The sequence below is a fragment of the Shewanella benthica KT99 genome (assembly GCF_000172075.1).
Classification (GTDB): Bacteria; Pseudomonadota; Gammaproteobacteria; order Enterobacterales; family Shewanellaceae; genus Shewanella; species Shewanella benthica_A.
Map to the genome: position 1 here is coordinate 46,027 of NZ_ABIC01000024.1, position 23,688 is coordinate 69,714.

At 43.5% G+C, this 23,688-nt stretch carries 24 protein-coding genes and 6 pseudogenes; 14 read left to right on the forward strand and 16 right to left on the reverse strand.

Annotation, left to right across the window (positions count from 1 at the left end; translation table 11 throughout):
- Nucleotides 1–338: 338 nt before the first annotated feature.
- The 4 genes and pseudogenes from KT99_RS12085 to KT99_RS12100 form a co-directional block, all read right to left on the reverse strand.
- Nucleotides 339–772: pseudogene (locus tag KT99_RS12085) on the reverse strand (cupin domain-containing protein).
- A gap of 133 nt (nucleotides 773–905) precedes the next feature.
- Nucleotides 906–1,148, reverse strand: coding sequence for a thioredoxin family protein (locus KT99_RS12090; RefSeq protein ID WP_005500428.1), 243 nt, complete (start codon nucleotides 1,146–1,148; stop codon nucleotides 906–908).
- Nucleotides 1,149–1,152: 4 nt separating this feature from the next.
- The gene (locus KT99_RS12095; protein ID WP_005500430.1) at nucleotides 1,153–2,160 is read right to left on the reverse strand and encodes a permease; all 1,008 of its coding nucleotides are present in this window, start codon (nucleotides 2,158–2,160) and stop codon (nucleotides 1,153–1,155) included.
- A gap of 134 nt (nucleotides 2,161–2,294) precedes the next feature.
- Complete coding sequence (locus KT99_RS12100) at nucleotides 2,295–2,864, reverse strand: sigma-70 family RNA polymerase sigma factor (protein WP_005500432.1); 570 nt, start codon at nucleotides 2,862–2,864, stop codon at nucleotides 2,295–2,297.
- 390 nt (nucleotides 2,865–3,254) lie between these two features.
- On the opposite strand from KT99_RS12100, the gene KT99_RS12105 reads away from it, so the two are divergent.
- On the forward strand, nucleotides 3,255–3,434 hold the full coding sequence (locus tag KT99_RS12105) for a CCGSCS motif protein (RefSeq protein ID WP_005500434.1): 180 nt from the start codon (nucleotides 3,255–3,257) through the stop codon (nucleotides 3,432–3,434).
- Nucleotides 3,435–3,558: 124 nt separating this feature from the next.
- Nucleotides 3,559–4,437, forward strand: a complete 879-nt coding sequence (locus KT99_RS23295; protein ID WP_005500442.1) for a 4'-phosphopantetheinyl transferase family protein — start codon at nucleotides 3,559–3,561, stop codon at nucleotides 4,435–4,437.
- Here the strand turns inward: KT99_RS23295 and KT99_RS12115 are convergent.
- A complete protein-coding gene (locus tag KT99_RS12115; protein WP_005500444.1) occupies nucleotides 4,434–4,856 on the reverse strand; it encodes a hypothetical protein in 423 nt (140 codons plus the stop codon). The two genes, KT99_RS23295 and KT99_RS12115, sit on opposite strands and share 4 nt — an antisense overlap.
- 378 nt (nucleotides 4,857–5,234) lie before the next feature.
- Here KT99_RS12115 and KT99_RS20870 point away from each other — a divergent pair.
- Nucleotides 5,235–6,004: pseudogene (locus tag KT99_RS20870) on the forward strand (ISAs1 family transposase).
- A 435-nt stretch (nucleotides 6,005–6,439) separates the two neighbouring features.
- Here KT99_RS20870 and queF read toward each other — a convergent pair.
- Nucleotides 6,440–7,297, reverse strand: coding sequence for an NADPH-dependent 7-cyano-7-deazaguanine reductase QueF (gene queF, locus KT99_RS12130; protein WP_040571930.1), 858 nt, complete (start codon nucleotides 7,295–7,297; stop codon nucleotides 6,440–6,442).
- A 60-nt stretch (nucleotides 7,298–7,357) separates the two neighbouring features.
- Between queF and syd the strand changes: the two genes are divergently transcribed.
- Nucleotides 7,358–8,023, forward strand: coding sequence for a SecY-interacting protein (gene syd / locus KT99_RS12135; RefSeq protein ID WP_005500449.1), 666 nt, complete (start codon nucleotides 7,358–7,360; stop codon nucleotides 8,021–8,023).
- Between the two features lie 196 nt (nucleotides 8,024–8,219).
- On the opposite strand, the gene KT99_RS12140 is transcribed toward syd, so the two are convergent.
- Nucleotides 8,220–8,993: a Zn-ribbon-containing protein gene (locus tag KT99_RS12140; RefSeq protein ID WP_005500451.1), complete on the reverse strand. Its 774-nt coding sequence runs from the start codon at nucleotides 8,991–8,993 to the stop codon at nucleotides 8,220–8,222.
- Entirely contained in the window at nucleotides 8,993–9,322 is a 330-nt protein-coding gene (locus KT99_RS12145) for a hypothetical protein (RefSeq protein ID WP_005500453.1), read from the reverse strand. The genes KT99_RS12140 and KT99_RS12145 overlap by 1 nt, the downstream gene beginning before the upstream one ends.
- Before the next feature lie 148 nt (nucleotides 9,323–9,470).
- Between KT99_RS12145 and KT99_RS12150 the strand changes: the two genes are divergently transcribed.
- Nucleotides 9,471–9,842, forward strand: a complete 372-nt coding sequence (locus KT99_RS12150; RefSeq protein WP_005500454.1) for a DUF3192 domain-containing protein — start codon at nucleotides 9,471–9,473, stop codon at nucleotides 9,840–9,842.
- 13 nt (nucleotides 9,843–9,855) lie between these two features.
- Here the strand turns inward: KT99_RS12150 and KT99_RS12155 are convergent, their stop codons facing one another.
- Nucleotides 9,856–10,083 (reverse strand): DUF2789 domain-containing protein, encoded by a 228-nt coding sequence (locus KT99_RS12155; RefSeq protein WP_040571931.1) that lies wholly within the window; start codon nucleotides 10,081–10,083, stop codon nucleotides 9,856–9,858.
- Between the two features lie 173 nt (nucleotides 10,084–10,256).
- Here KT99_RS12155 and KT99_RS12160 point away from each other — a divergent pair, with 173 nt between their 5' ends.
- The gene (locus KT99_RS12160) at nucleotides 10,257–10,901 is read left to right on the forward strand and encodes a GNAT family N-acetyltransferase (RefSeq protein WP_005500458.1); all 645 of its coding nucleotides are present in this window, start codon (nucleotides 10,257–10,259) and stop codon (nucleotides 10,899–10,901) included.
- Between the two features lie 51 nt (nucleotides 10,902–10,952).
- Nucleotides 10,953–11,105, forward strand: a complete 153-nt coding sequence (locus KT99_RS23590; protein WP_420038550.1) for an Mpo1-like protein — start codon at nucleotides 10,953–10,955, stop codon at nucleotides 11,103–11,105.
- A 778-nt stretch (nucleotides 11,106–11,883) separates the two neighbouring features.
- Here the strand turns inward: KT99_RS23590 and KT99_RS12165 are convergent.
- Both KT99_RS12165 and KT99_RS12170 read right to left on the reverse strand, forming a co-directional pair.
- A complete protein-coding gene (locus KT99_RS12165) occupies nucleotides 11,884–12,273 on the reverse strand; it encodes a DUF3301 domain-containing protein (RefSeq protein ID WP_005500459.1) in 390 nt (129 codons plus the stop codon).
- Nucleotides 12,270–13,283 carry a DUF3549 family protein gene (locus KT99_RS12170; RefSeq protein ID WP_005500463.1) on the reverse strand — a complete coding sequence of 338 codons (1,014 nt, stop codon included), beginning with the start codon at nucleotides 13,281–13,283 and terminating at the stop codon, nucleotides 12,270–12,272. Before KT99_RS12170 ends, KT99_RS12165 begins: the two co-directional genes overlap by 4 nt.
- Before the next feature lie 147 nt (nucleotides 13,284–13,430).
- Between KT99_RS12170 and KT99_RS12175 the strand changes: the two genes are divergently transcribed.
- Together KT99_RS12175 and truC are read left to right on the forward strand one after the other, a co-directional pair.
- Entirely contained in the window at nucleotides 13,431–13,751 is a 321-nt protein-coding gene (locus tag KT99_RS12175; RefSeq protein WP_005500465.1) for a YqcC family protein, read from the forward strand.
- 22 nt (nucleotides 13,752–13,773) lie between these two features.
- A complete protein-coding gene (truC, locus tag KT99_RS12180; RefSeq protein WP_050774358.1) occupies nucleotides 13,774–14,592 on the forward strand; it encodes a tRNA pseudouridine(65) synthase TruC in 819 nt (272 codons plus the stop codon).
- Here the strand turns inward: truC and KT99_RS12185 are convergent.
- A complete protein-coding gene (locus KT99_RS12185) occupies nucleotides 14,589–14,774 on the reverse strand; it encodes a hypothetical protein (RefSeq protein ID WP_040571932.1) in 186 nt (61 codons plus the stop codon). The two genes, truC and KT99_RS12185, sit on opposite strands and share 4 nt — an antisense overlap.
- A gap of 100 nt (nucleotides 14,775–14,874) precedes the next feature.
- Here KT99_RS12185 and KT99_RS12190 point away from each other — a divergent pair, with 100 nt between their 5' ends.
- On the forward strand, nucleotides 14,875–15,348 hold the full coding sequence (locus KT99_RS12190) for a flavodoxin (RefSeq protein ID WP_005500471.1): 474 nt from the start codon (nucleotides 14,875–14,877) through the stop codon (nucleotides 15,346–15,348).
- A 183-nt stretch (nucleotides 15,349–15,531) separates the two neighbouring features.
- Nucleotides 15,532–15,654: pseudogene (locus KT99_RS22865) on the forward strand (formyltetrahydrofolate deformylase); the annotation flags it as partial.
- On the opposite strand, the pseudogene KT99_RS12195 reads toward KT99_RS22865, so the two are convergent.
- Nucleotides 15,652–16,454, reverse strand: a pseudogene (locus KT99_RS12195) (IS1595-like element ISSbe2 family transposase); the annotation flags it as partial. The pseudogenes KT99_RS22865 and KT99_RS12195 sit on opposite strands and share 3 nt — an antisense overlap.
- A gap of 79 nt (nucleotides 16,455–16,533) precedes the next feature.
- Here KT99_RS12195 and KT99_RS20875 point away from each other — a divergent pair.
- A pseudogene (locus KT99_RS20875) lies at nucleotides 16,534–17,539 on the forward strand (ISAs1 family transposase).
- A 5-nt stretch (nucleotides 17,540–17,544) separates the two neighbouring features.
- On the opposite strand, the pseudogene KT99_RS21685 reads toward KT99_RS20875, so the two are convergent.
- The 3 genes and pseudogenes from KT99_RS21685 to rluC all read right to left on the reverse strand — a co-directional run.
- Nucleotides 17,545–17,634 (reverse strand): annotated as a pseudogene (locus KT99_RS21685) (IS1595 family transposase); the annotation flags it as partial.
- A gap of 185 nt (nucleotides 17,635–17,819) precedes the next feature.
- Nucleotides 17,820–18,467 carry an HAD-IIIA family hydrolase gene (locus tag KT99_RS12210; RefSeq protein WP_005500478.1) on the reverse strand — a complete coding sequence of 216 codons (648 nt, stop codon included), beginning with the start codon at nucleotides 18,465–18,467 and terminating at the stop codon, nucleotides 17,820–17,822.
- A complete protein-coding gene (gene rluC, locus KT99_RS12215) occupies nucleotides 18,464–19,423 on the reverse strand; it encodes a 23S rRNA pseudouridine(955/2504/2580) synthase RluC (protein ID WP_005500480.1) in 960 nt (319 codons plus the stop codon). Before rluC ends, KT99_RS12210 begins: the two co-directional genes overlap by 4 nt.
- 589 nt (nucleotides 19,424–20,012) lie before the next feature.
- On the opposite strand from rluC, the gene rne reads away from it, so the two are divergent.
- Both rne and KT99_RS12225 read left to right on the forward strand, forming a co-directional pair.
- Nucleotides 20,013–23,180, forward strand: a complete 3,168-nt coding sequence (gene rne, locus KT99_RS12220) for a ribonuclease E (RefSeq protein WP_040571934.1) — start codon at nucleotides 20,013–20,015, stop codon at nucleotides 23,178–23,180.
- 129 nt (nucleotides 23,181–23,309) lie between these two features.
- A partial coding sequence (locus tag KT99_RS12225) for a SulP family inorganic anion transporter (protein WP_005500484.1) occupies nucleotides 23,310–23,688 on the forward strand: 379 nt, incomplete at its 3' end.

Genomic DNA, 23,688 nt, shown 5'->3' on the forward strand with positions numbered 1-23,688 from the left:
GGACTTAATAATGCCTCTTTAGACGAGTTTCAGCGTGCACGTGTACCCTTTGTTCGTATTTCCTTATAAATTCTGTGGCAAAAAGCAAAACGTGACTTAGGTCAAATAACCAGTATTAACGGTCTATACTGACAATTAACAGTTAAGCACTATTGCCTTTTAGCATTTATGTATTTCACTTTGGGTTAACCTTTTCTTGAAAGAAACTCTGGAGGGGGTGTTATGGCTGAGTTTATCACCGAGCAGATCCGCAATCTTGCGGTGCTTGGACACACAGGGGCAGGAAAATCGACTCTTGTTGAGGTGTGCGTCGAGGCGCACCTTGCCTCAGTCGATGATTACTCAACACGGCTTAAGCGACGAATAACCTCTTCATGTTGTGGATATTCGGCCAATAAACTTTCTTGGCTAAAGAGCTCAAAGTCATCGAAGGTGAATCCGGGAGAGACCATGCAACCTACCAGAGAGAAGCCGGATTGATTCATTGCAGAACCAAAAATTGTGGTTGTTCACCAGCAGCAAGATTTAGCCCCAGCTGGGTCGTCGTTAGCTTTCCTTCTTCAGAGAGCATATAGATAGTTAATGATTCCCCGGCATGGAAGTACCACATTTCGTCAGCAGTTAGGCGATGAAAGTGTGAAACTTCTCCGGTTCGAAGCAGAAAGTAGATGCTGCTCCATAATGCTCTTTTTTCGTCGAAGTGGCTTTGGGAGGTGAAGGAGGAGTGATAGTAACCCCCTTCGACATGTTACTCTAATGCTAAGGTCCGGATGAACTCACCTGGTGGCTCTCAATATAAATGATTTTACTGAGTGTATGCCAGTGCTCTATCAGACTCTGCATCGGCAGCGAAAAGTGAGATCTGTAAGACGTATTCGATTTGAGCATAATAACTTCATGTAGGTCTAATTAGGTGCGAGTAACCAGGACTCGACGAGTTCACGGGTCGGTACACTGCCCTTGTGTATCAAGTCCTCATCTATGATCACCGCCGGTGTCGACATTACCCCATATGCCATTATTTGTGATAGGTCCTCGACTTTTTCAAGATTTATTTCTACGCCGTTTGCCTCGGCTATGTCTTTAATTAACTGGGCGGTAGTTTTACAGTTGGTACAACCTGATCCTAAAACTTTTATATTTTTCAAAATATTATCCTAATAAGTATGGAGAGAAAGCATTGAATACCCAACCAACAAGGGTGAAGGCAGTCAATAAAATAACAAATAGAGCGGCTAACAGACGCCATTGCATGACCTGTTTTAGTAAGATGAATTCGGGCAAGCTAGCGGCTACAGTGCTCATACAAAATGCCAGCGTGGTACCAATGGGTAAACCATTGATGATAAGGCTTTCCATTATCGGAATAACACCTGTGGCGTTAGAGTATAACGGGATCCCGATCAGTACGGCTGCCGGAACTGACCACCATTGTCCTTGACCTAAATGAGACTCTATCCAGCCAGCGGGAACAAAGCCATGAAGTGCTGCGCCCAGTCCCACGCCGATAAAGACCCACTTCCACACCCGCCTGAAAATTTGAATCGTTTCTTGTTTCGCAAACTCATGTCGCTGTTTCATCGTCAGTTTTTGAGTCGGGGTCTGATGAGCCTCAATACCTTTAGCTTGTTGATTCTGACCACGCTTCAGCGCCTCGGCGGCAAAAGACTGTAACCAGCGCTCTGCTTTTATCGCATCGAGAAACAGTCCACCTAACATGCCGACAGACATGCCTACAACAATGTAAAGCAAGGTGAATTTCCACCCAAGCAGGCTCATTAACAGTAATACCGCGACTTCATTGATTAAGGGAGAAGTGATAAGAAAGGCCATAGTGATCCCAAGCGGGATCCCCGCAGAGGTGAAGCCTAAAAATACAGGAATACTCGAACAGGAGCAGAAGGGGGTGATCGAGCCAAACGTCGAGCCAAGCAGATAGCCGACAAAGCGATTTTTACCCGCCAGATAATTGCGAACCCGCTCGACATCTAACGAGGCCCTAATGATCCCAATGACATAGATCATCGCTATCAATAGCATAAATATCTTACTGGTATCTTCTACAAAGAAATGTGCCGCATCGCCTAGCTTCGTCTCGGGCTGTAAGCCGAGCAGGTTGAATACCAGATAGTCGGAAAATTCAGTAAAAATTTGGAACATCGGTTACCCCATTACATCTTTGAGTCACATTTATGTTCAGGCTAATGTTGTGATTGAAATTCAAATAGCCGGAATCTGATTTATCTATAAGACGAAACTAAGTAGCAAAGGATGCATAAAAAAATAAAATAATTTTATTTTCGTGGTGTGTAGCAACAAACGTGTCGATTTTCATCCAGTTTGACCTGGCAGGAGTTACTCAGTTGCTGTTTCAGTTTTAAACGGGCTCGAAGCAGACGTGATTTTGTTGCAGACAGAGTCAGTCCGTGGCGAGTGGCGAATTCCTGTTGGCTCATACCATTAATATCACAGTCTTTGAGCAATTTACTGTCTTGGGGAGCGAGTTCATTTAATACTCGAGGTAAACACTGGGCTAATTTGTCGATGACATCTTTATCCAAGACATTCTTATCGATGAGATAGTACTCAGGCTCTTTTAGTCCCAGTTCATTAATCATAGGCGGAGCTTGCTGTTTTCTGGCGTGATCAATCACCAAATTTCTAGCGACTCTGAACAACCATGCCTTGGTATTTCGAATGTCGCAGAAGGCTTGTTTTTGATCCATAGCACGAATAAAGACATCATGTAATATGTCTTGGGCCAATGAGTCGTCACGGGTTTGGCTTTTTAACCAGAGTGACAAGGGGCTTTGGTGTTGAAGCCAAGCCTCCATCAAGCAGGGCATGGTGTTGTTTTCACGCATTTTTAATCTTTACACTCTTACCGCAGAAGAATTAATTTTTAGCGCGTATTTATTTAAAAACAAGCACAGGTTTCACTCACTTTATCGATAAAAAAATAACATATTTGTCGTTAGGAGCAAAACTTGTCAGTAGAAAGTGAGAAGGAGAATGGATATTTAAATTTGTGTTAAATGCAAGGGATCAGAGAGCAAACACCGTTTCTATATCGATATAGTCGCAGGCATCTGTCGCCACTAGCCTGAAGGGAACAGATTTGATTAGCGTGTTCCTAATGTGATTCCTTATTTGAGATCTTGCTCACAAACAGCACTATATATTTGATTACAATAGTCGAAGTTAAAAACATGCATAAAATATGAATGTTTAAGTGTTGTTTAAAGGGGATCACCATGGCTATAGCAGGCGTTAGTTTTTTCAAAAAGAAAAATGTGGCAGGAAAAAGTACCCAAACGGAGCTTGAGTCTATTCAAAGTTTGCAGCAAGACTCAGAGCAAGCGAATCCAGATATTGAGGCGGACAAGAAGCCTAAACACGGTGAACCCGGTGTGTGCTGTGGTTCATGTTCATAATACCGATTGGTATAAGAGATTAAAATTAACATAAAAAGCCTCGATTTCTCGAGGCTTTTTAGTATCTCTACCGCTTACCCTTTGATAATATTGCTGCAGTTTATCCCTCTGTTTCGGAGCTAGTTTGAGCCCAGTCATTTCACCCAAGGCGTTAAGCCTAGGGAAACTTAGTCTTTTTTTCTGTCCACTCGAAGATGAACTTTTAACATCTGCACAGGCTGACTCGATTAGGCGTTGGCTACCCGAAGATGAACTGACTAAGGTGTCGCGTTATATTCAGCTTTCGGCCAGAGATAAAGGTTTGATGGTTAGAGGGTTCCTCAGAGGGATCTTATCCTTGGTTGCTAAGGAAACTGGTGCAAATGGAGAATCGGTTTCACCGGCGGATTGGCGTTTCGAATATGGCAAGCAAGGGAAACCTAAACTGGTCAGTGGGCAACAAGCGCAAAGTGGACTGCTGTTTAATATTAGTCACAGTGGTAACTGGCTGGTGGTCGCTGTGATGGGAAAAACTGCACATCACAATATTAATGAACTAGGGGTCGATATAGAGCGATCTAGGCAAACGACGAATATATATCCTATCTTGAATCATTATTTTACTCATGAAGAGTCTAAGGCCTTGCTTGCGCTGCCCAATGATAAGCAAAGAGAACGCTTCTTCGATTTATGGGCGCTGAAGGAGTCCTATATCAAGGCTAAAGGCCTTGGCCTGGCTTTATCTCTTAAGTCATTCAGTTTCGATTTCTCTGGTGTTAAAAAGGCAAAGTTAGATTTATTCGCCAAAGGTGTCTGTATTGAAGTGTTACCTCTCTTTGCAGGCATTCAGTTAAATCTTCATCGGGGAGAGTCGGTAAAATTGGCTGATACTTGGTCGGTGTTATTCGGTAAGCTAAATGAGGAGTATCGATTTGCTGTGAGTCTAGATCTCGATTCAAAACTTGATATCCATGCTCATAAAATGGATATCAAGGATCTATTAAATGAATTTGAATCTAATTAGTATTTAGCCTGCAATGTTAACCATAGCTTGTCGGTATCATTCGAGAAGCCGTAACCCGCATCGGCGCCACTGAAACTTGCGTATTTCACGCCGATATCATAGTGCTTCGCAAATGGGTAGGTTGCCGCTATGCCCCATTCCTTACCCATATCGATATCACCGTAATCAGAATCAAACTTATGATATTTGGCGAGTAGTTTAAGCCCTGCAACTTTTGCTGTTAGTACCACATGGGCATCTACGAGACCGTTCTCCCAGTTTCCCATGCCGCCAAAGAGAAATTTATCTGTCCAGCCGTTGAAGGCGTGCAGTGTAGCCAGTGGCGTGATAAAACCAGCCTGGCCGTCATCTGAGCCTAAGACTTCGTAACCTATTTTGGCACCTAAGCCTGCGAAACCTACACCTACACCTGCACCCAATTTATAATAATTAGCGGTGTAACTTGTCGGGTTGTCCCCGCCCTCTGACTGCTGAGCATATTCCGCTTCATAGCTGAGTTTGATGGCATCTAGTTTGAGCTTTCCTGTTGCACGAATACCGTAAGTGTCACTTGAGAAGGCGGCAACGTCTATGTTGTCAATCAGGTATGCATCTGACTCTTCTACACAAACATTGAGAAAATTGAACTTTATTGAATCACCAGGATCTGATCATAAAGTTCAATAACTTAAAGTCTTTAACAATGTCAATTTTCAATGCAGAAGAATGGGCTAAATCTCCACGGCAAGATCATTATAAATTGAACTTTATGCTCAAGTAGCGATCAGATCACCAAATACTCTTTTTTGGTGATGTTAATGACTGCTACTTTTTTAAAACATTTTGATTCGATTGCGGATCCCCGTATTGAGCGTTGTAAAAAACATAACTTATTAGAGATTATTTTACTCGCTATAAGTACGGTTATGTCAGGCTCTGAAGGATGGGAAGACATTGAAAACTTTGGACATCTAAAGCTTGATTGGCTTCGTCAGTATCGTCCTTTTAAAGCAGGTATTCCTCGGCATGACACTATTGCCCGTGTTATCTGCCGATTAAAAGCGGATGAAATAGAGATAGCAAAGCTAATCGTTAAGCAAAAGGCTGACTATATTCTAGCGCTTAAAGGTCATCATTCTGGTCTACAGGGTGAATTGAAACAAGACGTTGTCAGCAAGTGCTGGTTAATAAAAGTTGGTTAAATAATAAATATCAGTGGGTTGGCTTAAAAAGCATTATCAAAGTAACATCAGACGTACATGAAAAAACGACAGGTAAAGAGACCACTGAAACACGTTGGTACATTAGCTCATTAGATTTAAATGCAGAGCAGGCGTTATCTTCTGTGCGAAATCACTGGCAAGTAGAAAGTATGCATTGGGTGTTAGAGATGACATTCAGAGAAGATGAATCACGGATCCGTAAAGGCCGAGGTCCGCTTGCTTTTAATGTGATGAGAAAAATAGCAATGACCTTGTTCAAGCAAGAGCAGACAAAACGCGCGAGTATAGTGGCTAAAAAGAAGATGGCAGGGTTGGACGACGAGTATCGCTCAACCCTGTTAGAGTCAGGGATTAAAATGCGCTAGCCGTGTATGCTGACAATAAATGTGACGAAGATCGTTGACTTATCCAGATTGTCATTACCTATAAAGTAGTATTTTTAGCCTTTGCTAATTTAATCTTTGTTGATGATGTTAGTCTAAAATGAGAATTTTTAATGGTTTGTAGCGGTTTAATGAAGCTGGTATCAATGAGGAAAGGCATAGGTTCAATGGTTGAGCGTATGCTTATGTAAAGTTGTAATGCCAGTAACTAAAAAACACCCAAGTTGAGAAACTTGGATGTTGTAGAGACCTGTTTTAGTCTATTTTAATCTAGCTGCGAGTATTGAAAACAGCTTTACTCACTTGAGTATTAATGTGTTCCATTCGCTGGCTTTAAAGGCACAATTTCAAAGTCAGATTTGGACATTCTCTCCCTATTTTACCTATACCTATTTTTAGAATCTTAACACTCTTACCTTATTGTCTGGCTAAACGATGATTTTCTGGTGGCGTCTCAAAATCACTTCGGTAAGGGTTAATATCTAAGCCTCCACGTCGTGTGTAGCGGGCATATACCGTGAGTTTGGCACAATGACAGAAGCGTTTTAGGTCGACAAAGATACGTTCGATACACTGCTCATGAAACTCATTATGTTGGCGGAATGAGATGATATACCTGAGTAGTTTTTCTCTATCGATTTTTGGCCCCTGATAACGGATCATCACGCTGCCCCAATCGGGCTGAGAGGTGATCAAGCAGTTAGATTTAAGCAGGTTAGAGTTAAGCGTTTCGGCAACGACCGCTTTCTCATCGGTACTGTTCTCAAGGTATTGAGGGTTAAAATTGTAGTCATCAACTTCTATATCAAGATCGTCGATACAGGTGCCTGGAAGTTCAACGATGCGTTGGCTAGCGAACTGTTTAGGTTCAAATACCTTAACGCTGACATCGCCTACGGCACATTTTGACAAGTCTTGGGTTAAGGTGGCCTGTACTTGTTCTATATCGTCGAATTTGGTTTGATTGAAACTATTGAGATAGAGCTTGAATGACTTAGATTCGATCAAGTTATCGCTATCGAAGCTGAGTTGAAACTCGGCTATGGCAACGACTGGCTTACCCTTAGCATTGAGCCAGGATAGTTCATAACCGGTCCAGATATCAGTGCCATGAAAAGGCAAACTTTCATTGAGCTCGATTGCATCACGATTAAGTTTACGTGGAACCCCTTGCAGCAAAGATGCGTCATACTCGGCCTGATAGCCCGTTGCTTTACCAAGAGTTAAGCCACTGAGTGCCTCGGCATCCGTATAGGGATCATGAACTTGTGTCATCAATAGATATTCCATGTCAAAATAGGCGCATATTATACTCAAAATTTGGACTTCTGCTAAGTGTCTTCTTTACCTGCTTTAGATGATTTCTTGAAATTATATCAACTGACCTATCTCGAAAAGCTAGGTGAATCTCCACGTTACTACCCTAGAGGTGAAGGCTCTCTCTGTATTGAAGGGGAGTTTGATGCCAGTAATTACCATGAGTCGAATGAAGAGGTCAGCGTATGTTGGAAGCCGGTAAAAAGAGAAGAGCCAGGATCTTTTGCTAATGTCGAGACTGCGTTAGGCATAGAGTTAGGCTCCGACATAGATGCATTTTTTGGCGAATATTTCTCAGCCCCTCTGCTGTTTAACTGTGAGTGGGGACAAGGGGAGCTGCTACAGGTATGGAATCAGACAGACTTTGAATATCTACAGCAAAATATGATTGGTCATTTGATGATGAAGAAAAAATTAAAACAAGCGCCTACCTGGTTTATCGGTGTGCTAGGTGATGGAGACAAGATGCTAACTGTCGATAACAGCGATGGCAGCGTCTGGGTCGAGATCCCTGGAGAAGCGCCATCTGAAAAATTAACTAACAGCCTAAATGAGTTTATTGCCCTGCTAACCCCAAGGGTCGCGCCTCCAGAGCTTCATATCGAGGAGTCTATGCCTGAGTTGGATCACCCAGGAATATGGAATCGATTTAAGTTAATGTGGCGCAACTTGCGCGGCAAGTAACAAGCGATTATGTACGAAAGCCACTTGCGCAGCATAAAGTGTTTTTCCTTTTTCCTTAAAGATCTGCCCACTACGTGAGCCTCTCAGGACTTCTACCTGTCTTAAAAGGGAATAACTATTTTTTCAACAATGCGCCTTGAGTTAACAGCCCTGAGAGAGCTCTGAATTGATCATAAATTTAATGGAATTGGTATAGCTAAAGGTGATCCCAAGAGATGTTTGACACGATTCGGCAGCTGTCACAACGAAAGTGGAACATGTCTAATAAAGGTTCATCGAGTCGCCAATGTTTATTGCCGCAACGGGGGCAGGGGCGAACTTTCTCGCTTGCTAGATTATCTCCGCCGACACGATAGAGGTAATAATAGGTTGGGATTTTGGTTAAGTATTCGATGCGACCTCTCAGATCCCAGCCTCGGCGAAATAGATCACTCGACGTAGACGTTAATTCCTCTAATGCTGCAAACTCAGCTTTTGTTGCTGCAGCCATCTGCAGTTCGTCACAGGCTTGCCACTCAGTTTGCCAGCGAATGATGCGTTTATGATCGCCATTGAATGTTGCCGGCAGTTGATAGAGTGGGATGGGCTGCAAGGTATCACCGTTTCGTACCGGTGAGCACATGTGCACATAACTGGTATAAACCAGCTGCCAACTTGGTGTTTCAGAGCTGCTGACTTCTGAATTGATGTCTTGACCTAGGTATTTTTCTCTCGGAGCGAGTATTTTTGACTCTGTCAGTTCGACGAGTGCTTTCTCAACCCATGGGCTGTTAAAACGTTTCGCTAAACTACTTTTTTCTGGCATTACTAGCCTGACTCTAAACTCCCCATCATTGAATGCCACGGCGAATTCACGGCCTAAAATTTGCCCATTGGCTCTATAGGCTTCGAGTAAACCATTAATCGATTTTTCGGCTGCTGTTATGGTAGTGTTGTCATAACATTCAAATCTTAATTCAACAACATGCATTATTTTTTTGCCTTTATTTCATGCTTTTCGAGCCGTTCTAATCGAGAATTAAGCTTTTGGTAAGCTAGCTTTAATTGAGTCAGCTCCGCTTTTAGCTGATCAATTTCGGACTCAGCTTCATCAGGGACGGTCGCTGGGGGCAATTTGTCCAGACTGGGGATCTTCTCTACTGAGCTAGTATCCATCGCCCTAAATTGCTGCAGGCCCTGGATCAGTATGGGCATAGGAATACTGTTGCCAATTTTTGTTTTGATCAGTGCAAGGCTAGGTTTTTTTCCTGCAATCGATAGCGATTTAGCCGCTGCCAATATCTGTTCTATTGGGCTCATAGTTGGTTATCTTTCCCACTTGTTTAGTAAATGTGACCAATGTTATCTGAGTTTTCCGTATTAAATTCTTATTAAACAACCAGATGTGATATTGGCTTGTTTTTTGCCTTATCTGAAGTTATCTATAATAAAGAAACAGGAAGTCATAGTGAAAACAAATTTAATTGGTTTGGCATTAATTGGTATTACAAGTTTAAGCTTATCTGGCTGCGTACTCAATATTGGTGATGGGGAATTGGGATGGAATGGCCAAGAGGGCTGGGAAGAGACTCAAGATATCAATCGCGGAAATCTGGCTAGATTGAGTCTGGGTATGACTCGAGATCAAGTTAGCGTCTTGATGGGAACAGCAGATTTTAATGAAGCCTATATTGAGAAAGACAAAGAGGTTCATGTGCTTTTTTATCGCACGCAACATACCAGGGGCGATGGTAAAACCACAAAAGATGAATGTACTCCTGTGGTTATCAGCAATAATTCCCTAGTAGGCTGGGGAAATATGGCTTACAAAAATATCTAGTTAGCAAACTAAATTACCTAAGTTGGGCGTCTAAATGATCGATTAACTCAGACCATTGGGCGTCTTCTTCAATTGCTTCCTTTAAAAAGCTCTTCTGAGAATCATTCCAAAAATCAGCCTGACAGAGCAGCACGTTCGCGGGTATCGTATGGTTTGCGATAAATTTGTCAATACTCTGTTCGCTATTATCTAATCCTAATTGATCAAAAAGATGACTAAGATCTTGAGGTGTGGTGTCCATATTATTGGTTTCCTTTTGCTTATCTAACATAACACTGGTGGCTTAAATATTAGTATGGATCAAACTTCATTAAATTGACTGATAAATAGCGTTTTATGATTAATATTTACACGCTTTAACTTGCTTGCTACATTGGTTGTTAATTGATTTAGATCAAGGGATAACTTAAACCGATGGCAACAGATAATCAAACATTAGAAACCTATCGAGCGGTATACCTGACGGCTGAAGATCTTCGCGTGGCAGCTTCGATACTTTATAACGCCTACCACGATGACCCTTTTTTTATTGAATCATTTCACTCAGGTGATCTTTCCATGTATGAGCAAAAGCTCAGAGGAGCGATCAGGGAGGAGTTAAATGAATTATGGCAACAAGAACAGACGTTAATTGGCTTATTTGAGGGAGAGCGAATGCTTGGGGTTGCATGTATTGTGTCTCAGCAACTGCCTCTGGGGGAGTCTCGATATTGGCATTGGCGGTTAAAGATGCTTATCAGTACCGGTTGGCAATCGACACAAGCCTTGATCAAGAAAGAATCCTGCTTGTTAGAGCACCTGCCTAGTTCGAATTGTGGCATTTTACAATTTATTGCCGTGTCGCCTATTGAACAGAAAAAAGGCTTAGGTAGCAAGTTGGTGCAAGCCGTTTTGAGCTGGTGTGATGAACAACCTGAAATGGATGGTGTTGGTGTTTTTGCCAGTGAACATCAACATGCTCAGTTATTCAGCCAACATGGTTTTACCGCCATAGAGACTCTCTTTATCGGTAAAGTTGAGGGTGAGTTATTGTTTTATCGAGGACAAGATAATGAGTAATTCTAATATTGAAAAATGTTTGTGGGGAAATTATGAATAGGGGGGGAGACTATACGATATCAATCGTTTAAAGAATTTTATCCTTTCTATCTTGCGCAGCATAAAGATCCAGTCTGTCGAAATTATTTAAAAGATAAACTAGCAGCAAGCCAGAATAGCTCGGTAAATGCCACCATCACAGAGATAAGTTATCCTATCCATTAGCCAATTTTGGGGTTCTATTCACGAATATTCGAAATATGTGAAGTAAACTTCGTCCTGAGTCTCTGTGAGATATCTCTCACATGAATGTAAGACAAGAGGGTTTTTTTTATCATCATCATGCTACACGAGTTGATTTATTATGTTGTAAAACAACGCCTTGGTGTTATTTTGGTTGTGTTTTCTAGTTGGCGCTAATCATGGTGTTTGGTATTTGAACATTATTCTTATCCAGATCATCTAGAATTTAACTCGTACAAGGAAATGTATGAAGTGAATGGATACAGTGATCAGCAGTGGCAAAGGGAACGTCACTGAAAGGATTCAATCATGGATGAGTCGCTCTAGGATTGAGCGGCACTCGCTAGCAAGGAAGCCAGATTATCCAGGATGGAAAGTTTGCAATCTGGAAGATTGTATACACGGAATGTATTGAAAGGAGTCGACAGGGAAGGCTTTAGGGACACGCTCAAGGATTGAGTCAGCTCGGTTAATGGATTATCGAGTAAATGGAGCAGTATACGGATATAAGTACGGATATACAGGGATGGCTTTTAGGGACACGCTCAAGGATTGAGTCAGCTCGATTAATGGACTAGCGAGTAAATGGAGAAGTAACAGTGGCTATTTATATCCGCTGTACAGGGAAATAACAGGACGTTACAGGGATGATGCAGGGAGCATATTGAACGCATGGATGGTGCAGGGAGCATAATAAATAGCAGGATTGCTTAACAAAAGAGACAAAAAGCACGGCTTCTAGGAGCCGTGCTTTTTCTTTTTATTTGCACTTGCCTGTATTACAGCTGCCTCGAGAGCCACAGCTACCGCCTACAGATCCACGAGATTCTGGTGCATCGAGCCATTCAGGTTCCGGGAAAATTGGCCACTTAACCTTTTGTACTGTATTCCCATGCATCCATATCTCAGCTTTATATTGATTCATACCATCGGTACTAAACTCAAGCAGATATTTTGCCTTCCATGTGAGCCCGCTGCTGCCACCTATACTGGGTCTAGCGGACTCCATTGCAATAGCAAGCAGTTGCACCTTTTGTTTGTTGCATTCTCTCTGGGCAAATAGTCGACTAATTTCAGCCATTTGCCTCAATTGCCAAAAAAATGCGCCAACAACGACGAGTGCAACGATAAGTAAAAAATCTGTCATCATGATTTTATGACCTTAAATAATCCACCAATTGCAGATGCTAATTGTGGGCTTCGATTTGGATTACGTAGCTCAGTGAGGATCTGTGTTCGCAAGCTTGGTATTGCCACAATATCGGCAAAAATTTGATTGAAAAAATGTTGTTTTTGGCCTGCCAGAGCTTCTAAGAAAATAATACGGCTTTGAGCATGTTTGAGTACAGTCCAGTTTCTGGCTGCTATGGTGATCAAGGCTTCTGCATCGAGTATACCTTGCTCTTGGATATGTGAAATCGCTTGCTGGGTTAATTCTTCATTCGATGCCAGTGCACGTAAAAAATAGAGCTTATTTTGCTTATCGGTACTGAGCAGTTGTTCAAAAACTCTGTTGGCGAGGCTTTTTTCAACAGTAAGATGCTCTAAACATTGGCACAGGGCAATCTGAACTTCAATTGAGCCGTAGTCAAAGCTATTGATTAGCTGCTGGAGGTGATCGAGTTCGTTGGCTCTAACACAGATATCGGCAATCCCTTGTAGACCGACTTGTTGCCATTTATCGGCTGAGACTTGTCCGCTGAGGTATTGGTACGCATACTCATATTGAGAAGAGACCTTACCATTAAGCTGCTTTCTCACCAGGGCATTAAACAGTGCCAGTTTTTCTGCCGATGGTGTAAAAGCGAAAGGATGATTAGCGAGTTTCTGCTGTTCTGCTTCAGTTAAATCTTTAGTTGGATCTCGTCCTAAAGCCTCTATGATCATCTTGATGAATTGTGTTCTGGGTGCGGGTGAAAGTAGGCCGCGTTCATCTAATGGTAATTTTAGAAACCAGATATAATGTTGCTGGCTCGCATCCCAAAATACGATGGCAAACTGGGCATGTCCCTGAATGGGATAGGGATAAGGTGATGCCAGATTCTCGAATTGGTGAAACGCCATCATATCGATGCTCTGCACTCTTCTGCCCATATCATAGACTTGAAACTGAGTATTTGCTGTCGATAAAAACTGGCTAAGGGTGGTGATTTCTGTCATTTTTCTGCCGTAACACTGAGATCCGTGATGTAATGGCGTCTAGTATAGGGTGAAGTGGCTTGAGATTGTATTATTTACAGATCTCAAATTTTAGAAGCGGGCATGGTTCGGCTTAATGTCTGCTTACGCTAAAAATAAGGTGACTATGTGTTGTATATAAAAACGACTCAGAAGCTACAAGAGTTAGAAGAAGAATTAAAGCGTCGTTCTTTATGGAGTCTGGAAATGCCCTCAGCAGAAGCCATGGCCGATACATCACCTTTTAGCTGTGAAGCCATGTCTTTTGAAAGCTGGGTGCAGTTTATTTTTATTCCTAAAATGCGAGCTTTGATTGTCAGTAGGCAAGTGTTACCCAATAACATAGCCATCGCACCTATGGCACATCATGTATGGAATGATGTAAAAGAGCGGCACATATTAATTATGATTTTTGATGATTTGGATAAATTTCTCAGTGAACCAAGATAAACAAGACAAACAAGTGAGTGATATGACTCAGTTGCAACAAGTAGCAGATAATCTTGTTGGCGAAGAGACCATCGAGGAGACGCCCCCTGAGATTGAAATCTTATTTGAAGATGACGATATCGTTGCGATTCATAAACCTGCAGGTTTATTGGTGCATCGATCATATTTAGCTCGTCGGGAACGATTCTTTGCCATGCAATTGACTCGAGATAAAGTCGGTTGTCATGTTTTCCCCGTTCATCGGCTCGACAGGCCAACCTCTGGGGTATTGTTATTTGCTAAGAGCAGTGAGATGGCCAATACATTATGTGAGCAATTTGCCGATAAGACCATTGAAAAGCATTATCTCGCCATAGTGCGTGGCAATATGCACGAAGCAGCCACCTTAGATTATCCATTGAAAGTAGAGCTCGATGATTTGGGTGATAAAAATGTCGCTGCGGATAAACCGGCTCAAGATGCCATGACTAGTTATCAGCCATTGTTAAATACTGAGATCCCTTTTTCTTCTGGTCGTTATGCTTCCAGTCGTTATGCACTGGTGAAGTTAACTCCTCATACGGGGCGTAAACATCAGCTGAGGCGACATATGGCGCATCTTAGACACCCAATCCTTGGTGATACAACCCATGGAGATGGTAAGCAGAATAAGTTTTTCAGGGAGCATTTTTCGGTGAACAGGCTTTGGCTTATTGCTAAGCAACTCACTTTTAATCATCCCAGGACGGGAGAGCGTATGGTTATCGAAGCCGAATTAGAGCATCAATGGCTCGACCTATTCAAAGGTTTAGGTTGGGACGAAGAGACCTTGGCGTCAGAGGCTTCATCTCTGTTAGCTTAGCCAGTCTTATCCACAGGGATCACCAGCTCCTCCGACGTGGGAAGATCATGTTCTTGAACTTGTTCAGCAAGCTCAAAAGGAATGTAGTTGGTCGTATGCTGTGAGGTGAAATAACGCATGCGTCTGATATGAGCAGAGCGGTGAACATGCTTTATGTGCTTGCGTCTACTGGAGTGGTGCATCTTAAGGCCCTTGAAGATTCAGCCGAATAAGTTGGCATGAAGCTATCAATAAAGTATGTTTGAAGTATAAAACTAATTTAAACGCAGGGCGATCTGAAACATGAAAAAAGTGAATTTGATTTTTGGGACTGTCTACGGCAATGCACAGTTTGTTGCAGAGACCCTGTTTGGAGTGCTAAAGGAAGAAGGGAGGGAGGTGTCGCTGTTGATGCATGATCAACTGGACGGTTTTGTCCCTCCACAAGATGAGCTGTTATTGGTGATTTGTTCCACCACAGGTCAAGGTGATGTGCCTGAAGATATACAGCCATGGTTTGAAAATTTAAAATCTACAGCACCATACATGCCCCAATTGAAATACGGGGTGATAGCCTTAGGCGATTCCAGCTATGAGACCTTTTGTGGAGCTGGGGTCAAGTTTGATAAACTGCTGACAGAATGTGGTGCTAAACGTATCGGTGAAATGCTGAAAATCGATGCATGTGAAACAATGGAACCTGAGGTGGAAGCGAAGGCATGGCTGCAAAGTTGGAACGCATTAATCGATACGGAAATTTCTATTTTTACTGCATGATTTAATGACAGATGCAGATAATATCTTAGATTTCAATGCATGCCTGATTCGGCTCAGGAACAGCGTAAAGCTTACGTAGATTATTACAGCGATATATCGATACTCGTTCTTGATTTACAGGATAGTATTTTGAAATTTCACTTTTAGATTTATGAATTAGTGTTACGAATTATAGGGGTAATAATGGCAAGAAAAGTCTTGATAACAGACTGTGCCGATGCACAGGGACTGATTACAGAGATAACGGGTGTATGTTTTAAACATCAGCTTAATATCATTAAAAATCATGCTTATGTACCTCACTCAGTACGAATGTACAGGCGCATGAATTATTGCCAGATTTAACCGCCTATTAGGGATTTCTTTTTCCATTTTTTTCGGTTAAACCGATAACAGAACTCACTAAGGTATTCGTGAAGGTATTTTCCCGAAACTCCATGAAATGTGCCGAGTAAAAAGGCTTTTAAGTTACCTATTGCAATATGAACCCAAGGCAACCATTCATCGACCAACTCACTCGGTGTAACCCTAGCTTCATGCTGTTGAGTGTTATCTATGATATTCAAAGCGGCTAGTCCGTCAGTATGAACTTCTTGCTGTGCATTTAAGTGCCTAGCAACAAAATCGTTAACGGCTTCATGAAAAACACTGTCGACGGCCTGCATAGCGATAAATCCCGCGCGTTTCCCTTTGCTTTCAACAGCAATTAACACAGGCGTTACCCAGCGGCTCCACGTCCGCGTTTACCTTTTCTCTTTCCCCCCAACGAAGGCATCATCAATTTCAATGAGACCTGAAAGCCTATATAGACTGTCTCTATGACCCATTGCCGTTCTCAACTTGCTCAATATTAAGCGTGCCGTTCGCCAATTAACCTCAATGAGTTTACTGAGTCTCAATGCTGAAATGCTGCCTTTATCTGAGCCGAGAAAGTAGATGGCCCAAAACCACTTCGCTAAGGGAATACGGCTACCATGGAATACAGTATCTGCGGTGACAGATGTTTGTTTATGACACTGACTACATTCATAGACATCACGAGTAGTGAGCTGATAACTATGCTCACAACTGCACCTAGGACAAATAAAACCAGTAGGCCATCTGATGCACGGCAAGATCATTATAAATTGAACTTTATGCTCAAGTAGCGATCAGATCACCAAATACTCTTTTTTGGTGATGTTAATGACTGCTACTTTTTTAAAACATTTTGATTCGATTGCGGATCCCCGTATCGAGCGTTGTAAAAAACATAACTTATTAGATATTATTTTATTCGCTATAAGTGCGGTTATGTCAGGCTCTGAAGGATGGGAAGACATTGAAAACTTTGGACATCTAAAGCTTGATTGGCTTCGTCAGTATCGTCCTTTTAAAGCAGGTATTCCTCGGCATGACACTATTGCCCGTGTTATCTGCCGATTAAAAGCGGATGAAATAGAGAAAGCTTTTCAAGCTTGGATTTCTTCTCTCCTAGAAGGTACTGGTTGCGATGTCATTGCCATTGACGGCAAAACTGCACTTCATACTGTGAGCGCCTGGAGTTGTCAGCATCATCACGCTCGATGCTATGGGATGTCAAAAAGAGATAGCAAAGCTAATCGTTAAGCAAAAGGCTGATTATATTCTAGCGCTTAAAGGTCATCATTCTGGTCTACAGGGTGAATTAGAAGCTTGGTGGCACAAGTGCCAGCGTGAAGGTTTTACAGCCGATAATTTTGATGAACATACGACCATAGACAGCGGTCACGGGCGAATTGAAACAAGACGTTGTCAGCAAGTGCTGGTTAGTAAAAGTTGGTTAAATAGTAAATATCAGTGGGTTGGCTTAAAAAGCATTATCAAAGTGACATCAGACGTACATGAAAAAACGACAGGTAAAGAGACCACTGAAACACGTTGGTACATTAGCTCATTAGATTTAAATGCAGAGCAGGCGTTATCTTCTGTGCGAAATCACTGGCAAGTAGAAAGTATGCATTGGGTGTTAGAGATGACATTCAGAGAAGATGGATCACGGTTCCGTAAAGGCCGAGGTCCGCTTGTTTTTAATGTGATGAGAAAAATAGCAATGACTTTGTTCAAGCAAGACCAGACAAAACGCGCGAGTATAGTGGCTAAAAAGAAGATGGCAGGGTTGGACGACGAGTATCGCTCAACCCTGTTAGAGTCAGGGATTAAAATGCGCTAGCCGTGCCATCTGATGTGCTTTAGGTGGTTTAAACAATCAATTTCAGAACCAAACTGGCGTTGCCATTCAAAAAAACTAGCTTCAGGCGTTTTCATCGTCAATCTCACTTCTAGTCGTGATTTATACAATAAGAATAGACTGAAACTGACTCATATGCAGAGGCATGTAAAGATATGTATGACAATAAGAAGATCCAATGACTCCATGATTTCGTCTCATAGAATAGCGCAGCCGGCTGTGAACAGCTCCCCGGAGGCCCAGACTTTAATTTATAAGATGATCAAGTCAGGTGTTCGAGCAACTCCATCGGTGAACTGATCACCGCCTTAGGGTTCGCTTGGCTCAATTTGGCCTTGTCATGGGCACCATAATCTACGCCTATGGCATGGATCCCCGCGTTATTTGCCATGTTAAGATCATGAATTGAATCGCCAATCATCACAGCCTTATCCGGTGAGACATCGAGTTCATTCAATAACTGCAAGATCATCTCGGGGCTAGGCTTACTTGCGGCTTCGTCTGCACATCGACTCGCCACAAAATATCCACCAAGCCCAGTTACGGTTAATACGCGGTTGAGTCCAGCCCGAGCCTTTCCTGTGGCCACGGCCAATTTATACCCCCTCCCATTAAGTGAAGTGAGCAAGTCTTCGACACCGTCAAACAAGGGGCTCGGAGTTTGATCAAGATGTAAATATTGTTGACGATAGACCTCTTTTATTTTGCCTTGTAACTCGGCGTTGGCATTGGGATAAATAATACTGAGAGCTTCATCCATAGATAAGCCGATAATATCGCGAACCGCTTGCTCCGTTGGCATAGACATATTCAAGGTCAGAGCAGATGCCTGCATACAGGCCACAATCTTACCGACTGAGTCCATCAGGGTGCCATCCCAGTCAAAGATCACCAGTTCATACTGCTTCATGCTTTCACCAACTTATCTAAAGTTTCAGTCAATACCGGATCCAGAGGCGCTTGGACTATCATGATCTCCTCTGTGCCAGGATGAGTAAACCTGAGTTGGGCCGCATGTAGAAATAAACGATTCAAGCCGTGGACACGCATGGTGTCATCGAATCTTTGCTCACTATATTTGTCATCACAGGCGATGGGATGGCCTGCATACTGACAATGCACGCGAATTTGATGCGTTCTCCCCGTTACCGGACTGGCTTGAACGAGTGTCGCCCCTTGATAACGTTGTAAGATTTTGAAACGAGTCTCACACTCCTTACCTTCCTGATTAACCCGGACAATTCGCTCACCTGATTTCAGGGTTAACTTGAGTAACGGCGCTTTAATCACCTTATCACGCGCTTGCCAGGTGCCTTTGACTAAAGCTTGGTAATCCTTTTGCATCTTTTTAAATCTGAGTTGATCATGCAGATGCCTTAAGGCACTGCGTTTCTTGGCGATCAGCAACACTCCGGATGTATCTTTATCGAGACGATGCACCAACTCGAGAAACTTCTGCGTGGGTCTCAAAGCGCGCATGGCTTCTATCACACCAAAATCGACACCACTACCACCATGGACCGCGATGCCGGAAGGTTTATTGAGCACTATGATAAATTTATCTTCGAAAACGATCCGATCTTCGAGTTGCGACACCTTAGTTAATTTGGCAGAAGGTCCGGGGCGGTCCGATTTATCAGACACTCTTACTGGTGGGATGCGCACGATATCACCGTCCTGTAACTTGTACTCTGGCTTGATGCGCTTCTTGTTTACCCTGACCTCCCCCTTGCGCACGATCCGATAGATCCTACTCTTAGGGACACCTTTTAACTTTGTCATTAAATAATTATCAATTCTCTGCCCAAGATGATCTTCATCAATAGTGACTAATTGAACTTTTGGCTTAGGTGCTTCGGTATTCATGGTGGGCCTTATCTGCATCAGGGAGCGCATTGTACATCAAGTAATAAGAATTTTATGCCTTTCCATTTGCTGAATTTATTGATTGTTGCTATATTTCATCGGCGGGTGGGGATAATCAGTGAACAAAGTGTTCATAAAACCCTCGACCCTTACGCAAGAAGTAGAGGCTAAAATAGTTTTCATCTATCGTAAATAGCTAATTTACAAGTCGTTTTATGAGTATAGTACCGAAAATTTATGTTAACGACTAAATGGATGGGAAAACCCACATTACAAGGTGGTTTCTCTAAGAAATGCGTCCCAAATTCGAAGATTAATTTTAACTTATCATCAAACGATCTCAATTCGATTTTGGCATTACCGGAAAGAACCAAATAATTTATGGGGTTAGTTGTCGTTTTACAACGAATTCCTTGTTTTTGTAGATATTAGAAAAATAAGCCATAAATGGATGCGACACGCAGAGATTGCGTCTAACAGAGATGCGCACCTTGCCTAGACATCAGCCGTGAGGCTCTATTATGTGCTAGGCCCGTAATGCAACGAAAATAATCGTTTGATGACCTTATTTTAGAAGAAACACGTCATCATGAAACGGATGTTAATTAATGCGACTCAATCTGAAGAGTTGCGCGTAGCCCTAGTTGATGGGCAACAGTTATATGATCTGGATATCGAAAGTCCAGGTCACGAGCAAAAGAAAGCCAATATCTACAAGGGTAAAATCACCCGTGTAGAGCCCTCTCTCGAAGCGGCATTTGTCGATTATGGAGCGGACCGTCATGGATTTCTGCCCCTCAAAGAGATCGCCAGAGAATACTTCCCTAAAGGTTACTCTTTTCAAGGTCGCCCCAATATTAAAGAGGTGATAAAAGAGGGCCAAGAGGTCATAGTTCAAATTGATAAAGAGGAGCGTGGCAATAAAGGCGCCGCACTCACGACCTTTATCAGTTTAGCGGGTTCATACCTTGTCTTAATGCCAAACAATCCTCGCGCCGGTGGCATCTCTCGCCGTATCGAAGGTGATGAACGCACTGAGCTAAAGGCGGCCTTGTCTGAATTAGACATCCCTAATGGTATGGGGCTCATTGTGCGCACAGCTGGTGTTGGCAAAGACTCAGCAGAACTTGCATGGGATCTAAAAGTACTGGCGCATCATTGGACGGCGATTAAAGAAGCGTCTGTTGGTCGCCCCGCGCCTTTCCTCATTCACCAAGAAAGTAACGTCATCGTTCGTGCGATTCGTGACTACTTACGTCGTGATGTGGGTGAAGTACTTATCGATCATCCTCGCATCTTCGAAGAAGCGAAACAGCATGTTGCTCTGGTACGCCCGGATTTCGCAGACAGAATCAAACACTATGATGCTGAAGTGCCTCTGTTCACTCATTTCCAAATTGAGACACAGATCGAATCGGCATTCCAACGTGAAGTGCGTTTACCCTCTGGCGGATCGATTGTTATCGACCCCACTGAGGCATTAACGTCAATCGATATCAACTCAGCCCGCGCCACTAAGGGCAGTGATATCGAAGAGACTGCGTTAAACACCAACCTGGAAGCTGCTGATGAAATTGCCCGTCAATTACGTCTTCGCGACTTGGGCGGGCTCGTGGTTATCGACTTTATCGATATGACTCCCGTACGTCATCAGCGTGAAGTTGAGAATAGAATGCGTGATGCCGTTCATTTAGATAGAGCCCGTGTTCAGTTGGGACGCATCTCTCGCTTCGGTCTGATGGAAATGTCACGACAACGCCTTAGACCTTCTCTGGAAGAGTCTGCTGCACATCTATGTCCTCGTTGTCACGGCCAAGGCACCATACGTGGCACTGAGTCATTAGCACTGTCAATTCTGCGTCTGATGGAAGAGGAAGCGATAAAAGAGAATACCTCTCAAATCGAAGCCATTGTGCCAGTCGATGTCGCCGCTTTCCTACTCAATGAGAAACGAAAAGCCATTCGCATCACAGAGCAACGTCATGATGTAGAAATCTATGTGATCCCTGATCCAAATATGTTTACGCCAGATTACCGAGTCTCACGTCATCGCAAAGACGATCAGATAAGCGAGGCCAGTTATAAACTGCTGGAACAGCCTGTATCCAATTTGTATGAGCCCCGTAAGCTTGAGCGTGTAACGGCTCCTGAGCCAGCGCTAAAAGGATTCACTGCGCCAGTCAAACCACCTGAACTTAAAGCCAAGGCAGCAACAGCGCCTAAGACAACTGAAGAGCCGGGTCTAATCGCTAAGCTTTTCGCCGCGATTGGTGGACTGTTCAAGGCTGAACCTAAAGTAGAAGAGCCCGAGAAGCAAAGCGAATCAAGCAGCCAAAATCGTCACAATCGCCGACCAGATCGCAAGAATGATTCACGCCGTAACGACAATCGTCGTAGTCGTGATGATAAGGAGCAATCAGGCGATAAGAATGAGCGTTCACGTCCCAGCCGTAATAAGCGTGCAGACTCAAATGAAGAGCGCTCAAGCAGAGATAGAGGCGATCAAGGCAAGCGTCAATCTCGTCATGACAGCAAGCCGACTCGAACTCGTCAACAAGCAGATGTGGCGGATACTACTGTTACTACGCTTACTACTGATACGACTCCTAAACAGGAAGTTGCCAGAGAGCGTCGTCAACGTAGAAATATACGTAGGAAAGTGCGTATAGAAACTAAAAAGTCACAGAATCTTGATGAGCAAGACACAGAAGTAGTTGCTGCTGAAGTGGTTGTAGAAACAGCGCCGATTTCAGTTAAAGAAGACAAGCTGTCTCGTCCTAAGCGTCAGCCTCGTAAGGCTAAGACTGATATTAAAGCTAAGGATGACGTTCAAGTTACCGAAGAGAACGATACAGTCGAAGTAGAGACGACAACGCCAGAGACTCAACAAAACGACAAACTTGATGCTGTTTCTCAAGATAGCGTGACAGTTGCAACAAGCTCGGTCGAAACCAGTACTGCTGAGACTGCCGCCGTTGAAGCTAAACTTGATGCTACAGATGATAAGCCACGTGAAGGTCAGCGTCGCAGTCGTCGTAGCCCACGCCATCTTCGCGCAGCGGGTCAACGTCGTCGTCGTGAAGAAGATGATGATGACGGTGAGACTAATGCAGATGCAACTCCAGTCTTCATTCCTAATGAAATTGAAGTTGAATTTCAAGCGAATCAAGTAGCAGCATCTACAGCCGGTGTCCAGTCCACAACTGAAGCGCCTGTTACAGCACCGACTAAGCCTGCGGCTCCGGTTCAAGCTGAGGCTCCAGTGAAGGTCGAAGTTAAAGCTGAACCAGAAGCTCAATCTGCATCAGCAGCGGCAACTAAGCCTGCGGCTCCGGTTAAAGTCGAAGCCAAGGTAGAAGCTCAGGCAGCATCTGCACCGACTAAACCAGCAGCTCCAGTGAAAGCTGAAGTTCCAACTCAGGCTGAAGCTCCTGTACAAGCTAAGCCTGAAGTTAACACGGTAACCGCTGCAGCAGCCAAGCCTGCGACTCCGGTTAAAGTAGAAACTCAGGTCGCCGTCGAAGCAACAGCCGAGGTCAAAGCAAAAGTGGCAACACCGGCGAAGACTCTAGCTAAGCCTAAAGGTGCTAGTCGTTTTGGCACTATGGTGAGCTCAGACATGATCACACCTGTGGTAGAAACGAGAGACAACGTAGAGGTCCCTAAAGGGCGTCAATACGAAGCATCTGAATCTTCATCAGCCGATGCTAAGCCGAAAACGGCAAATTCAGCTAATTCGGACATGGCCAGACCATAAACGATAATTAGTCGATAATAAAAAAGCCATGCCTTCGAGCATGGCTTTTTTATTCTCTTAAGGCCGAATATTTGTTAGTATTCGCGACCGAAATTCAATCTAAAACAACACAATTACCACAGAGGCTAAATGTTCGATCTTATTCGTCACAAAACTGCCAGTCATAGGGCCGATCTATTATCTGGCTTAACTGTCGCACTCGCACTGGTCCCTGAAGCTGTCGCGTTTGCTTTTGTCGCCGGTGTTGATCCTATGGTGGGCCTCTATGCCGCTTTCATCATGGGTCTGATCACCGCACTCATAGGTGGACGTCCGGGCATGATCTCAGGTGCTACCGGCGCAATGGCCGTCGTCATGGTCGCCTTAGTCGCCGATCACGGGGTAGCCTACCTCTTCGCCGCGGTGGTGTTAGCCGGTATGATCCAGGTCTCGTTTGGCCTGCTCAATCTAGGTAAATTTATCCGCATCGTGCCCTATCCGGTAATGATAGGTTCGTCAACGGCTAGCC

Bases quoted from the DNA above. Each gene is read 5' to 3' on its own strand.
- KT99_RS12210 (WP_005500478.1), bottom strand. From the start codon at position 18,467: ATGAAGCAGTATGAACTGGTGATCTTTGACTGGGATGGCACCCTGATG.
- KT99_RS12190 (WP_005500471.1), top strand. From the start codon at position 14,875: ATGAAAAAAGTGAATTTGATTTTTGGGACTGTCTACGGCAATGCACAG.
- KT99_RS12165 (WP_005500459.1), bottom strand. From the start codon at position 12,273: ATGATGACAGATTTTTTACTTATCGTTGCACTCGTCGTTGTTGGCGCA.
- rne (WP_040571934.1), top strand. From the start codon at position 20,013: ATGAAACGGATGTTAATTAATGCGACTCAATCTGAAGAGTTGCGCGTA.
- truC (WP_050774358.1), top strand. From the start codon at position 13,774: ATGACTCAGTTGCAACAAGTAGCAGATAATCTTGTTGGCGAAGAGACC.
- KT99_RS12145 (WP_005500453.1), bottom strand. From the start codon at position 9,322: ATGAGCCCAATAGAACAGATATTGGCAGCGGCTAAATCGCTATCGATT.
- KT99_RS12185 (WP_040571932.1), bottom strand. From the start codon at position 14,774: ATGCACCACTCCAGTAGACGCAAGCACATAAAGCATGTTCACCGCTCT.
- KT99_RS12160 (WP_005500458.1), top strand. From the start codon at position 10,257: ATGGCAACAGATAATCAAACATTAGAAACCTATCGAGCGGTATACCTG.
- KT99_RS12105 (WP_005500434.1), top strand. From the start codon at position 3,255: ATGGCTATAGCAGGCGTTAGTTTTTTCAAAAAGAAAAATGTGGCAGGA.
- KT99_RS12095 (WP_005500430.1), bottom strand. From the start codon at position 2,160: ATGTTCCAAATTTTTACTGAATTTTCCGACTATCTGGTATTCAACCTG.
- KT99_RS12155 (WP_040571931.1), bottom strand. From the start codon at position 10,083: ATGGACACCACACCTCAAGATCTTAGTCATCTTTTTGATCAATTAGGA.
- KT99_RS12170 (WP_005500463.1), bottom strand. From the start codon at position 13,283: ATGACAGAAATCACCACCCTTAGCCAGTTTTTATCGACAGCAAATACT.
- rluC (WP_005500480.1), bottom strand. From the start codon at position 19,423: ATGAATACCGAAGCACCTAAGCCAAAAGTTCAATTAGTCACTATTGAT.
- queF (WP_040571930.1), bottom strand. From the start codon at position 7,297: ATGACACAAGTTCATGATCCCTATACGGATGCCGAGGCACTCAGTGGC.
- KT99_RS12140 (WP_005500451.1), bottom strand. From the start codon at position 8,993: ATGCATGTTGTTGAATTAAGATTTGAATGTTATGACAACACTACCATA.
- KT99_RS12100 (WP_005500432.1), bottom strand. From the start codon at position 2,864: ATGCGTGAAAACAACACCATGCCCTGCTTGATGGAGGCTTGGCTTCAA.